The organism is Brevibacillus sp. HB1.2, from assembly GCF_013332495.1.
Taxonomy (GTDB): domain Bacteria; phylum Bacillota; class Bacilli; order Brevibacillales; family Brevibacillaceae; genus Brevibacillus; species Brevibacillus porteri.
In genome coordinates, this window is sequence record NZ_JABMIU010000003.1 from 17,803 (window position 1) to 31,111 (window position 13,309).

At 45.9% G+C, this 13,309-nt stretch carries 12 protein-coding genes; 9 read left to right on the plus strand and 3 right to left on the minus strand.

Annotated features, from left to right (window positions below; translation table 11 throughout):
- Nucleotides 1–35: 35 nt before the first annotated feature.
- The 3 genes from HPY28_RS08185 (at nucleotide 36) to HPY28_RS08195 (ending at nucleotide 2,530) form a co-directional block, all read left to right on the plus strand.
- Nucleotides 36–734, plus strand: coding sequence for a response regulator transcription factor (locus HPY28_RS08185; protein ID WP_174230374.1), 699 nt, complete (start codon nucleotides 36–38; stop codon nucleotides 732–734).
- 4 nt (nucleotides 735–738) lie between these two features.
- Entirely contained in the window at nucleotides 739–1,974 is a 1,236-nt protein-coding gene (locus tag HPY28_RS08190) for a HAMP domain-containing sensor histidine kinase (RefSeq protein WP_174230584.1), read from the plus strand.
- 172 nt (nucleotides 1,975–2,146) lie between these two features.
- On the plus strand, nucleotides 2,147–2,530 hold the full coding sequence (locus tag HPY28_RS08195; RefSeq protein WP_017250836.1) for a DoxX family protein: 384 nt from the start codon (nucleotides 2,147–2,149) through the stop codon (nucleotides 2,528–2,530).
- 45 nt (nucleotides 2,531–2,575) lie between these two features.
- Here the strand turns inward: HPY28_RS08195 and HPY28_RS08200 are convergent, their stop codons facing one another.
- Nucleotides 2,576–3,550, minus strand: a complete 975-nt coding sequence (locus HPY28_RS08200) for a helix-turn-helix domain-containing protein (protein WP_174230375.1) — start codon at nucleotides 3,548–3,550, stop codon at nucleotides 2,576–2,578.
- A 182-nt stretch (nucleotides 3,551–3,732) separates the two neighbouring features.
- On the opposite strand from HPY28_RS08200, the gene HPY28_RS08205 reads away from it, so the two are divergent.
- The 3 genes from HPY28_RS08205 to mleBRB all read left to right on the plus strand — a co-directional run bounded on the left by HPY28_RS08205 (nucleotide 3,733) and on the right by mleBRB (nucleotide 7,161).
- Nucleotides 3,733–4,455, plus strand: a complete 723-nt coding sequence (locus HPY28_RS08205; protein WP_174230376.1) for an energy-coupling factor transporter transmembrane component T — start codon at nucleotides 3,733–3,735, stop codon at nucleotides 4,453–4,455.
- Nucleotides 4,452–5,933: an ABC transporter ATP-binding protein gene (locus HPY28_RS08210; RefSeq protein WP_174230377.1), complete on the plus strand. Its 1,482-nt coding sequence runs from the start codon at nucleotides 4,452–4,454 to the stop codon at nucleotides 5,931–5,933. The genes HPY28_RS08205 and HPY28_RS08210 overlap by 4 nt, the downstream gene beginning before the upstream one ends.
- 382 nt (nucleotides 5,934–6,315) lie before the next feature.
- Nucleotides 6,316–7,161: a BRB family alpha/beta fold macrolide esterase gene (mleBRB, locus tag HPY28_RS08215; protein WP_174230378.1), complete on the plus strand. Its 846-nt coding sequence runs from the start codon at nucleotides 6,316–6,318 to the stop codon at nucleotides 7,159–7,161.
- A gap of 102 nt (nucleotides 7,162–7,263) precedes the next feature.
- On the opposite strand, the gene HPY28_RS08220 is transcribed toward mleBRB, so the two are convergent.
- Nucleotides 7,264–8,316 (minus strand): 2,3-butanediol dehydrogenase, encoded by a 1,053-nt coding sequence (locus HPY28_RS08220; protein ID WP_026043269.1) that lies wholly within the window; start codon nucleotides 8,314–8,316, stop codon nucleotides 7,264–7,266.
- Between the two features lie 336 nt (nucleotides 8,317–8,652).
- Between HPY28_RS08220 and HPY28_RS08225 the strand changes: the two genes are divergently transcribed.
- The gene (locus HPY28_RS08225; protein WP_174230379.1) at nucleotides 8,653–9,684 is read left to right on the plus strand and encodes a LacI family DNA-binding transcriptional regulator; all 1,032 of its coding nucleotides are present in this window, start codon (nucleotides 8,653–8,655) and stop codon (nucleotides 9,682–9,684) included.
- A gap of 73 nt (nucleotides 9,685–9,757) precedes the next feature.
- Here the strand turns inward: HPY28_RS08225 and HPY28_RS08230 are convergent, their stop codons facing one another.
- Nucleotides 9,758–10,495, minus strand: a complete 738-nt coding sequence (locus HPY28_RS08230; RefSeq protein ID WP_174230380.1) for a cyclase family protein — start codon at nucleotides 10,493–10,495, stop codon at nucleotides 9,758–9,760.
- Between the two features lie 206 nt (nucleotides 10,496–10,701).
- Between HPY28_RS08230 and HPY28_RS08235 the strand changes: the two genes are divergently transcribed.
- Together HPY28_RS08235 and HPY28_RS08240 are read left to right on the plus strand one after the other, a co-directional pair.
- The gene (locus HPY28_RS08235; RefSeq protein ID WP_174230381.1) at nucleotides 10,702–11,109 is read left to right on the plus strand and encodes a VOC family protein; all 408 of its coding nucleotides are present in this window, start codon (nucleotides 10,702–10,704) and stop codon (nucleotides 11,107–11,109) included.
- Between the two features lie 153 nt (nucleotides 11,110–11,262).
- Nucleotides 11,263–13,269, plus strand: a complete 2,007-nt coding sequence (locus HPY28_RS08240; protein ID WP_017250845.1) for a serine hydrolase domain-containing protein — start codon at nucleotides 11,263–11,265, stop codon at nucleotides 13,267–13,269.
- The last annotated feature ends 40 nt before the right edge of the window (nucleotides 13,270–13,309 follow it).

Genomic DNA, 13,309 nt, shown 5'->3' on the forward strand with positions numbered 1-13,309 from the left:
CGGGCTATTCGGATTGGTCAAAAGGAGGGGACTTCTTGAATAAAATTTTGCTTGTTGAAGATGATGAAGCTCTCGGTCTAGCCATCGAATTTTCATTGAAGAATGAAGGCTATGAGGTGGTCAGAGCCTCTAGCGTAAAAGAAGCGAAACACGAGTTTGATCATCATACTTTTGATTTGACTATCCTCGATATTGGCCTTCCAGATGGAAACGGCTATGATTTATGTCTGCATTTCAAAAAACAAAAAGAGTCAGCGGTTATTATTTTCTTAACCGCGCTGGATGAAGAAGCAAATGTGGTAATGGGTCTGGATATTGGTGGGGACGATTATATAACGAAACCTTTTCGAGTCAAGGAACTCATGTCCAGAGTGAAAGTGCAAATGCGCAAACAAAGGCGGTCGGAAACTTCTTCCATGATCTTGGCGTCTGAGAATGTAAAAATCGATACGAACCTAATCAAGGCTTATAAAAATCATGAAAATATTCCATTAACGAATCTAGAATATAAGCTTCTGCTAACTTTCATGATGAACCCTCATAAAGCTCTAAAAAGAGATGAGATCCTCATGAAAGTATCGGAAGGAGAAGATGCTTTTTTTGATGAAAACACGTTATCTGTATACATTAAGCGTTTAAGAGACAAAGTTGAAGATGACCCCAAGAATCCACAGTTTATCGTCACCCAAAGAGGATTGGGTTATCGGTGGAATAAGGATGTGAACAGAGAGTAAGATGATGAAGAATACCGAATGGAAAGGGTATATAACGATACTGGCTGTTCTGTTATCTCTATTTACCATTTACCAGTTTATCGCACATCAAATGTTTTATGATGATTTGAAACGCGATTACATTTCAAGCTGGGGTGAAATTACTGCTAGATTGGTTGAACTAAATCCCGAGAATGAAGCAGAAATTATGAAAGTCATAACGATGCACACTTCTGATTCAAGTGAGTATCAGGAAAAAGGAAGAGAGATATTTAGGCAGTACGGATTATATGAAGATTTGGAAACAGAGCTTTTTCCGCTTTTAAATCAACATATTTTCAGCCATAATCAATTTATTATTTGGGGATTGCTTTGTTTCGGATTGATGCTGTTTGGGGCAAGTTATATGCAGCATAAGTTGGTCTTCCATAAAATTAGACAACTTACTTCCGCAGCCAAAAAAATAATCGATGGGGATTACTCGGTTGTCATCAATGAAAATAAAGAAGGGGATCTCGCCAAACTAGCGGCTTCCTTTCGTTCTATGAAAGATATTATTAGAAAAAGCATGCAGGATCTACTGGAAGAGAAAGAGTTTTTAGGACAAATGCTGCAAGATATCTCCCATCAATTAAAAACGCCTCTTTCCACAATATCCATCTACAATGAAATGATGTTGAATACAGAGTTGCCCAGGCAGCAGCAAGTTCAACTACTGCAAAACAATGAAGTTCAAATCTCCAGAATGAATGTCTTGATTCAAAATTTGCTAAAGGTAGCGAAAATCGACGCCAGAGCCATATCATTTGATAAAGAACCAGCAAATTTGGTGGAGACCATCGAGGAAGTATTGGATCGTTTGGCGAGCATGATCAGTGATAAACATATGTCGATTGACTGGGATGCCCCGGAGGAAATAATCGTTGTTCACGATAAACTATGGATGCAGGAAGCTTTGTTAAACCTGCTGAAGAATGCGATCGAGCATTCCAAACCCGATAGTAAAATCATGATTCATGTCAAAGATACGCCGATCTTTACAGAATTGGTGATTCAAGACTTTGGGGAAGGAATTGCAACTGAGGAATTGCCGCATATTTTCGATCGATTTTACAAAGCAAGAGGTTCAAAGAAGCATGACTCGTCAGGGATTGGATTGGCGCTGGTCAAAGCCATTATCGAAGCACATCATGCCTTGATTAAAGTAGAGAGTGAGAAAAGTAGCTATACAAAATTTACGATTACATTTATAAAATTTTAGGGACAGAAGAAATAAAATTGTTCCTTATGCGTAACGATGACTTCTGAATTTCATCAGGGGTCATTTTTTTATTGACCTGATGAGGAGATCCTCAAAAGAGCAATACAGAAGAAATGTCGCCGCTTTGATTGTGCTACGATTTGTTTAGGAAAAAATGAAAGGTGGGACACCCATGCAGAGTCAAATTTCAAAAACACGACTGTGGATTGCACGGATTATGAGCGGACTTGTCATTCTTTTTATGCTTTTTGACGGTGTATTCAAACTCATCCAGCCTGCTCCTGTCGTAGAGGGAACTCTCGTACTCGGCTATGCGGAGCATCACATTGGCGTGATTGGAATTCTCGCCCTTGTATCAACGGTGTTGTATGCGATACCACGAACAGCAGTTTTGGGTGCACTTCTGTTAACTGGATTTTTCGGTGGGGTCATCGCTACCCAGATCCGTGTAGACGCGCCACTCTTTTCCCATACGCTGTTTGCTGTCTACCTCGCGATTTTGATGTGGGGCGGATTGTGGCTGCGGGATGAGCGAGTGCGAAAACTGTTTATTTAGTGCAAAGCTGTAGCCACATCATCGGCTACAGCTTTTTCGATGATCCTATTTGGTTATAACCGTGAATCTCCGGTATTCGTTGGGCAACAACCCGGTGCTTTTGCGAAACAGCTGGGAGAAGCGACTGGAGTTATGGTAGCCCACGATATACGCAATCTGATTAATGTGTAAATCGGTGCTCGTAAGCAGTTGCTCGGCGTGATTCATTCGCTTGTTTTGGATATATGCGGTGATGGTGCATTGGTTCGCTTGCTTAAAGGTGTATTTCAGCTTGGTGAGTCCCATGCAGGCGATCCGGGCGAGGTGCTCCAAGTGTATTTCGGATGCGAAGTGATCGTCAATGTAGGCGGTCACAGCTGTCAGGCCGTCCAAGTCCTGTTGGGATATGCTTTTGGTTGGATGCGTTTTTTTGTGTGCTTTGGCTTTCTCCACGATCAGTGATACTGCTTCTGCGACTTTTCCCTCGTAGTACAGCTTTGCGGCAATTCCCGTTCCCCGAAAATTCCGTATCTGTCGGAGCACGAAAACAAGCTCCGCGAAATTCGTCATCCCATCTACCGTAATAAAGGACGAGCGCAGATCCTTATACTCTACTGGATATTTGCTTTTCAAATAATCCTCGTAATACTCCGGCATGATTTCAATAGCCGTCGAGCGAATGGGAATGTTTTTGCGATAACTGGCCCGATACAAATTGTTATAGCCGATATGGACGCGGATGCAGCCGCATGACAATCGTTTATATGGGTTGAATTCTTCGCCAGAGACGGAATCGTAATAATTGAAGCTCAGGTACTTGGGTTGCTGGAACTCCAGAAACAAATCCTCGTAAAAGACGAAATCTTGGATCGAAATCGAAAACAGGTTGTCACGGGTATAAGTCCAGTAGCGCCCCTGCCCTTTCTCTGGCAAAACAGAAAAGCAAACACCCTCGCGACTGTATGGACCGTGGTCGTCGTCACGATAAAAGCCGCATTGCATTAAACACGGCGTATGCAGTTCCGTCAAAATATCTTTCATTATAGTCACCACCCATGCCGTGATCGGACGAAAACATACTTCGAAAAGACGTATGTCTACCTGTCGTATTGCTAGAGATTATGATCATCATTATCATTACGATTTGTAAGGAGGACTTCAGCAATGTTCCATGTCCCCTTTATCAGGTTGTGTGTGATCTCGGTTGTAGGGGTGTTTGTCGGATGAAGGAAAAAGCTTATGAAAAAGAAACAGCGCGTACAAGACGTCTCGGTCCCAGAACGCATCTGTTAGTGCTGGTAATAGCGAGTATCTTGGCCATGACCGTTCGTGATGATATACAGGTACACTTACTGGTGGCATTAAGTGTAGTGTACTTGGTATGGAATCACCTGTCCAGAAAGGCGTTTCAACTGGTTGTGTTCTATTGCGTGTGCATGGCTTTTGTGTTTTTCATGCCGAATGTGTTGGCATTGGGAACGATGAAGCTCATTGTCTACACGATGGTGAGAATGATGCCTGTCATCATGATCGGCACGGTTCTGATCTATACGCCACCTGGTAGTATCATGAGTGCGTTTGAGAAGATGTCAGTCCCCAAACCGATTTTGGTGATGATATGCATTTTGATCCGTTTTTTCCCCGTGGTCATTTTGGAAATGAAAGCGATTCGTGACGGGATCCGCGCCAGAGGGATTTTTCCGCATTGGTACAGCGTACTGAAGCATCCGGCCATGGCCTACGAATGTTTTTTTATGCCGCTGGTCGTCCGTTGCCTGAAGCTGTCTTCAGAACTGGCGTCGTCTGCTGAGCTCCGCGGCATCGAGTGCACAAACGCGCGGACCTCTATCTATCCAGTTGGCTTCAAGATCATGGATGGCATCGTCGTAGGGCTGTATGCGCTGATAGGCTCAGCAATTTACTGGACGGGAGGGATGATTTCGTGATCGAGCTAAACGATGTTACGTTTCATTATGGTCAGGAAGATGGGGGACATGACACGGAGACCGGCGTGAAAAAGATAAGCCTATCTGTAAAAGCTGGACAGTGTGTCGTACTATGTGGGCGGTCTGGCTGCGGCAAGAGTACGATTGTGAGGCTGGTCAATGGTCTCGCACCGAATTTTTATGCCGGACGTCTCACGGGTGAGGTAAGCGTTGGCGGCAAAAGTCCTGCGAGCATGCTGCCCGAGGAACGTACCCGGCTAATGGGCGTCGTATTTCAAGACCCCCGCAGCCAATTTTTTATGGAAACCGTCCGGGATGAGCTGGCGTTTTCCGCAGAAAACATCGGCATGGCACCAGACGAGATTCGAAGCCGGATGGATAGGCAGGCGAGCCAGCTCGGGATTTCCCACTTGCTCGATACCTCTTTACATAAGCTGTCCAGCGGGCAAAAGCAACGGGTAGCGATAGCGGCCGCATCGGTTTTGACACCGCCACTTCTTTTGCTGGATGAGCCTACTGCGAATCTGGACGCTTCCTCTACGCAAAACCTGATTGAAATCGTAAGCAAGCTCAAGCAAAACGGTACCACCCTGCTCATCAGCGAGCATCGGCTCGCTCCTTTTCTACCCGTTGTCGATTTGTTTGTCTGCATGGAAAATGGCAAAATCGCACGTACGTGGACGAAGGACGAGTTCTGCCAGTTGTCTCATGATGACGTGCGTATGTATGGTCTGCGCCATCCTGACATGACGCTTCCCGAGACAGCGAAGAAACGTGAGCAGCCAGAAATGTCCGAATTCATGGTGGAGGGTAGAGGGCTTAGCTATTTTTATAAAAAGAAAAACGACGGAATCACCGATATCAACATCTCGCTTCCACAGGGGAGCGTAACAGCGTTGACTGGAGAAAACGGTACGGGCAAGACGACGCTATGCAAAATTTTATGTGGTCTTCTTCGTGAGCGAAAAGGAACGATTGTCAGCCAAGGTCGTTCACTGTCCGCTAGCAAAAGACGAGCTGTCAGCTATTTGGTGATGCAGGATGCGGACTACCAGCTCTACGCAGACAGTGTCGGAAACGAAATCGTGTTGGGAAAAATCTTGAATGAAGAGCTCCGCGAAAAGGCGTATGAAGCGATGGATGCTTTCGGTTTGCGCGAGCTTCGCGATCGGCATCCGGCGTCATTATCGGGTGGAGAGAAGCAGCGGGTCACGATGGCAGCCGCTTATTGCTCTGACGCAGAACTGATTGTGCTGGATGAACCGACAAGCGGACTTGACGGCGATGGAGTGCTGAAGGTGGCCGCATGGGTAAAACAGCTGGCTGAAGCAGGCAAAACGGTCGTCATGATCACGCATGACCAGATTCTTTCCAAGCTGGCATGTGATCAAGTGGTTGAGTTGCGGCTTACCCGAGATGTTGAAACGATTTTTGCGGAGCCAGGGATACGAACAACCGTTGAAACTGCCAATCGTTGACAGAAGAAAAAGCATGTGGTAGGATGGTCACAACTTATCAGGGACGGAGGGGTACGTGTGGCAAATTAATTTTTCGATACTTTATTCGCACAACACAATCAATGAAATAGCGTGAAAAGGCTATGTTGTGTGCATACGAATCGAAAAATGGATTGCCGCTACGGTAACCCAATTGAATCATGGGCAAATGGAGTGAGGAAGGCAAGCGTGATGACCTCCTCTATTTGCATGATCTGCGAAGAGAATGGAACCAATCTTTGTACAATCAGATTTTGGTATCTGATTTTATGGTTTTCGTTTCTTCTTCCTTTTTCGATGACGTAAGCACAGGCAGTCTAGCCTGTGTTTTTTTATTTCCATTCGTTTAGGAGGAAAACATACAATGGCAGAACAGATTTTAAAAGTGAACGGTGTAGAAATATGTGCGGAAAGCTTTGGGAAGCCCACAGATCCGGCGATTTTGCTGATTATGGGAGCCCAGATGTCCATGCTTTGGTGGGAGGAAGAATTTTGTCAGCGAGTAGCCGATGCTGGACGCTTTGTTATTCGTTTTGATAATCGGGATGTCGGACGCTCCACGACCTACGAGGTTGGGGAACCAGGCTATACATTTGAAGATATGGCGGATGACGCTGTTCACGTCCTAGATGCATTTGGTGTACAGCAGGCGCACATCGTTGGTATGTCCATGGGCGGAATGTTGACGCAATTCATTGCATTGCGACATCCCGAAAGAGTTCGCACGATCATCTTGCATGCAACGTCGAATTTTGCCCCTGACCTCCCGCCAATTGATGAGAAGCTGATGGAGTTTTTCAGCAATATGGGAGAAATCAACTGGGAGGATGAACAGGAGGTTTTAGAGGTTGCCGTGGCGAGTTCGAAAGTTTTGATCGGTTCCAAGTATCCTTTTGACGAGGCACGCGTCCGTGAATTGGCCCAAATCGATATCGCCAGAAGCAATCATTATGCGAGTAAGAACAACCACGCCTTTGTGACGGCCAGTGAAACGTACTTGATGCGGACAGGTGAAATCGCTGTGCCAGCACTCGTGATTCACGGTACAGAAGATCTGCTCATCCCTTTCGCGCATGCCTTACATCTTGCGGACACCATTCCAGGAGCGGACTTGCTCGCGTTGGAAGGGACAGGGCATGAGCTTCCACATGGGGATTGGGATGTTGTCATCGAAGCGATTTTGGAGCATACGCAAGAAAAGGAAGCGTAATTACACATCCTTCAGAAAAAACGGAGTGAAAAACAGGAATGAATCCTGCTTTCTCTCCGTTTTTTGTAGCGGAATGGTGTATTTTCTTGGAATCGTTTTCGCTTATGCTCTCGGGCTAACGAGAATTTTCACCTGGTTTTTCTCTTTCAGCAGTGCTTCAAAACCATGCTCCACGATGTCGTCGAGCTTGATGCGCTGGGTGACCAGCTTGTCTGCCGGGAAGAAGCCCTTTTCCATCAGGCTAATGACAGCTGGGAAAACGTCGCGGTAGCCGATGATACCTGTCATGTTGCGCTCTTTCATGACGATGTGGTTCGGTTTGATTGACGCTTCTCTTTCGAAGATGCTGACGATCATGATTTGTCCAGCGATTTTGGTAGATTCGATGGCTTGCGTGAGGACCGGAGGCACACCTGTGACTTCAAAGGCGATATCTGCGCCGCCATTTGTTCGGTTGTGAATTTCCTGGACTACGTCGTATTCTTTTGGATCGATGACGATGGCGCCCAACTCAGCTGCTTTGTTTTTACGTTCGGGGGACAGCTCCACTGCATAAATCTCAGCCGCACCTGCTGCTTTCAGTGCTTCAATAACAAGCAAGCCGATAGGACCGGCACCGAATACGACAGCTTTGTCGCCAGCTTTCAACTGACTTGAACGGACAGCGTAAAGGGCTACGGCAGATGGCTCCACAAGAGCGCCTTGCTCATAAGAGAGACTGTCTGGGATTTTGTGGACCATGTGCTCATCGCAAGCCACGTATTCCGAGAAGCCACCGCCACCGCCGGCCAGACCGAGGAAGCCCATTTTTTCACAAAGATTGTATTTGCCTTGTCTGCACGCAGCGCATGTTCCGCATGCGAAAACCGGCTCGACAACGACGCGATCGCCAACCTTGATGGTGTTCACGCCTTCCCCGATTTCCACCACTTGTCCGGAAAATTCATGCCCCATTACAATCGGGGCTTTTTCGCTTGTAAGCGGATGCTCAGCTCCCTGTGGGATGAAGATCGGGCCAGCAACGTATTCATGCAAGTCGCTTCCGCAAATACCGCACCACTCGACTCTGATTTTCACTTTACCTTTGGACGCAATCGGTTCCGAAATGGTTTCCATACGGAGGTCTTTCAAACCGTGCCAACGTAACGCTTTCATATCTGCCATCTCCTCGTTTGATTTGGATTCTATATGAAATTCAGCTAGTAAAATAGGAAACGTTTCCGAAAAATAATATGTCATAAGTTTGGCATCTTGTCAATTTGATTTCCTAGGCAAGAGTTGTGGGTGGTGTGCAATCGGTTGAGGGAAGGATGCTGATTCTAGCAAAGTTGAGAAGATGTAACGTGTTGTGCAACAGGTGCGTTGTTGCCTGCCATGTTTTGCTCACGCCACGTTACCCTTGGTTTTGTGTATGCTATAATAGCGGTAGGAAAACACATTTTAGCTCGGAAACATAGAAAACGATTCCGATATGGAAAGGAAAGCAAGGCGTTGGATACAAAAAATAAAGTGACAATAGAAGACGTAGCGAAGAAGGCGGGCGTAGGAATCGCAACGGTATCGAGGGCCATCAATGACAGTGGGGGGATCAGTCCGAAGACGAAAGCGTTGATTTTGCAAGTGATCGACGAGCTGGGGTTTATTCCGAACACTTCTGCGCAAAGTCTTAAGGTGCGCCAAACCTATCAAATCGCACTGGCTGTCCCTGACATTCGCAATGCGATCATTCCAGATATCGCTTGGTCGGTCGAGCAAGCGGCCAAGCAGCATGGCTACCGTGTCGTACAAATTAATACAGCAGGAAATGCCCGAATGGAGCTTGAGACTGTGCGTGAGGTCAAAAAGCTGCATGTAGACGGGCTGATTATCATGCCACTCGCCTATCCGAAGACGTTGGTCCAGATGATTAACAAAGCGAGTGTTCCCGTTTCGATTATTAACTATGGAAAAAAGCTTGAAGATAGTGTGAAAGCAGATGTGGTCAGCATGGCCCGTCAAGAAGGGCGACTCGTCATGGAGCATCTGATCAAAATTGGCCGTACGCGAATCGCTTACGCAGGTGCGCCAAAGGACAAGATCGAGGAGCGGTATTTTGCCTATGAGGCGTCGCTACAGCACGTCGATCCTTCGCTGGTGTATTTTGGTGAAGACTTCTCGTTTGAGACGGGCCTTCGTGCTGCTGATTACTTTTATAGCCTGAAAAACATGCCAGACGCTATCTATGCGGTCAATGACATGGTGGCAATCGGAATCGTGAATCGATTCAAGGAGCTTGGAGTCCGCGTGCCAGAAGATGTCGCGATCGTGGGAATTGACAACAATGTGTGGACGACGATTACGACTCCGCAGATCAGTTCTGTTTCGATCATGGGAGAAGAGGTGGCACGACTGGCGACTGAGCTTTTGCTGAAACGGATTCGAGAGCAGGGGGCAGGAGCGTACGAACGCGTACAGTTCGAGCCGCGACTGATTGTGAGGGATTCCAGTGTGGCGGTTATCCGTAAATCCTCGTTGGATACGTAGACATTTTCAGCTGAAAAGCCGAGTGATAGACAGGTGATCGGTGATGATACCTGACGTTTCCTCGGCTTTGAATTTAAGGCAATATGGCAAACGAGCGAACCGGAAACCCGGAGGCTTTTTCAGGCTTGGGTGTAATGTTTACTATGACAGCGCCTTTTGCCGGGAGCTTATCGAGATTTTTGAGTAGCTCTACTTGATAGGTGTCTTGATCGAGCACGAAATACTCACCCAAAAGCGCTCCGTTTTTTCGGTAATCGATAGTCGCATCTGTATCGAAGGTTTCGTGACCGACTGCTTTGATTTGTCTTTCCTCGAACAAAAATTGTAAAGCCTCCAATGACCAGCCAGGAGCGTGATTGTTGCCATCTGCATCCTTGTTGTTGAAGGCTTCCACATCTGGCCAGCGCTTGCTCCAATCTGTACGCAAGGCGACGAAGGAGCCGCTCTCGATTTGACCATGCTCGATTTCAAAATGCAAAATGTCTTCCACGGAAAGTGAATAGTCGTTGTTGGCTTCGGCTTCTTTTGATTTGTCGATGACGACAAGTGGCAATACGAGTTCTTTTAGTTCGATTTCGTCCAAGTAACGCTTGTTGCGCACGAAGTGAATTGGTGCATCCAAGTGCGTACCGTACTGCCCAGGAAAAGAGAAGCGCTGGGCGAAGAAGCCGTCGTCATGTGTGAACAGTGTTTGGAATTCGGCGGCGTCAAAGGCGTGGAAGTGCGGAGATTCCGGACCGAATGTGTGCGTGAGATCTACCCATTCTTTTTGTTTTAACAGGGTAATTGCTTGAATCAGCTCGTTTGCCATGTGCCCACCTCGTTACTGTTTTTAGAATTTTCGCGCTTGTAAAACCGAGTTTATCCAATACTTTATCGTTTCTAATTCCGAGTGTCAATATCGGAAATAATTTAACAAAAAATAGCAATCGAGAAGAAGCGTTCAAGCATGATTCTGCTATGCTTTAAAGGAGAAGAATGAGTATCATCCAAACAAAAAGCGAAGGAGAAATTCCCATGACAAAAGAGCTTTGGATCAATTTGCCTGTCAAGGATCTCGAAAAGTCCAAATCGTTTTTTGCCGCACTCGGATTCTCTTTTCATCCTCGCCATGAGAATAGCAAAGATGTAGCGGGCTTGGTCATCGGCGAAAAAAATATGCTGATTATGCTGTTCCCTGAGGTTACTTTCCAATCGTTTACGCAAAATGAACTGGCAGATACAAAGCGCGGCACGGAAGTATTGTTTTCGATCGATGCCGAAAGCAGAGAAGCAGTGGATGAATTGGTGAATCAGGTGAAAGAGGCTGGGGGCACTGTTTTCAGTGAGCCTCGGGAGCATGGTCCGGGGATGTATGGGGCAGGCTTCGCTGATTTGGATGGTCATCGGTGGAATGTGCTGTATATGGATATGAGACAGATATAGAGAGAATAAAGAAGGCGTGCCCCTGAGAAATCAGGGGTTTTTGCATGAACAAGCAAAAATTCATGTTCTATTAAGGTTGTATAGAAATGCGATTAAGATTGATTGCTTACTCTTCTAGAGAAGGAAATAAGGGTAAAGGAGAGGAGCAATCTTATGAAAATATTTTTGAAGTTACAGACATTAATGGCGACCGTACTTGTATTTACTATGAGCGTCAGCCTTGTAAACGGAGTTGTTTCTCCAACCAAAGTGTTCGCATCTTCTGTATCTGGGCCGGATGATCCGAAAGAGGTAGAGCAATTTGCAGATGAATTTTTTAACCGGTCAGAAATTAAGAACAACTTGGCAGGAGCTTCGTTTGTAGTTGTAAAAGGAGACAAGGTCCTTTTGAAAAAAGGGTATGGATATGCGGATGTAGAGAAGAAGATTCCGGTCGATCCTGATCGGACTGTATTCCGTGTAGCGTCAGTATCCAAGGTTATTACAGCTACAGCCGTTATGCAATTGGTGGAGCAAGGAAAAATAGATTTGAACAAAGATGTATCCGAATATATGGGGGGTGCCCGGATTCCGAATAAGACAGGCACTCCTCTTACAATGAAACATCTGTTAACGAACGCCACTGGATTTGACTTTGGAGACACTTCTGACGGTTCAACAACCGACTTGAAACGGGAGGTTTCTTTAAAGAAATACGTTATGGACAATCTCCCAAATGTCATTCGCAAGCCAGGAGAGTTTTACAGATATGACAACCTCGGCTTCACCATTCAAGGTTATGTTGTAGAACAAGTAGCAGGAAAACCATTTGGTGAATACGTGCAGGAACGCATCTTTAAGCCACTTGGCATGGAAAAGAGTGATTTTCGACTTACACCCTCAATAGTCAAAGAGTTGGCTGTACCTTATAATATTATCGGACAGCCGATCCCGACTTATGCAATGGTACCAACTGAGCTTCCTGATGGTGGAATGCTCTCAACTGGTTCTGATATGGCTAAATTCATGATTGCTCATCTCAATAAAGGAAAGCTTGGGAATGCGACGATTATGGAAGAAGAAACGGCGGCAGAAATGCAGAGACCTCATCTTTCCGTGCATCCAAAGCTGAATAACATGGCGCTTGGTTTCGAATTTGTCAACCAGCAAAATTACAATGGACAATATGTTATTGAAAAAGGAGGGGATTTACAAGGATACCATACCGGGATGTGGTTGATCCCGGAAGAAAAAGTGGGAGTATTTGTTACAGTCAATAAGGACTTCGAAATTCGTATGCCTTTGATTAAAGCGTTTATGGATCATTACTACCCGAAAAATGAGCAGAAAAGGGGAGCGTTTGCGTTAGCGAAACAAGAACTCACGAAGTTTGAAGGGACATACAGCGATTTGCGAAACCGGATGTGGACGACTCGTATACGTGCTGAAGGCGGCAAACTCATTGTAAAAGACTCGCTGGGAGAACATGTCCTATATGAGGTGGAGCCACTCTTATTCCAGGATGAACAAGGTAGTAAAGCTGCTTTTAAGCTGAACGATCACGGAGATGTGCAGGCTTTTTATTACGAGTTAAAATCAGATAGTTGGGCAGAAAAAATGCCTGAGCCGCAACGTTATCAGGATGTGGAAAATGACCATCCATATGCGTCCTATATTTATCACCTGAGACAGATCGGTGTCTTTGCTGATATGGAAGGAGACAATCGCTTTTCGCCCGAACAACAGATAACAAAAGGAGAGTTTGTTGGCTGGTTCATCAAGTGGAGTGGCATTGCCCCATCAAAGCATAAACCGATTTACACGGATCTTTCGGGTAACAAGTATGCGCGGGAAATTCAAGCAGCTTACGAGTTAGGTTTACTAAAAGCATCTGCTGATGGCAAATTTTATCCGAACGAGCCATTGACGCGTCAAGAAGCAGCAACCATCGTATGGCGCATGGCATTTGGCTATTTTCATGCAGAGCCGAAAAAAGCCAAGTTGAGTGGTAGGACAGATGCTTGGGCTTTAGAGGGAGTCCATTTCGTAGTGGCAAAAGGATTATACGGACCAGAAGTGGTGAAAGGCAGAGATGGCAGTCTCGATTATAAATCAGAGCAGCCGATGGTAAGGAAAGAAGCGGCTGCGTTACTATCTCGGTTCGCAGACCAATTATTTTAGTGTACAACAAGCCGTGACTTCTTGTTTGTGCTTCGTTGCG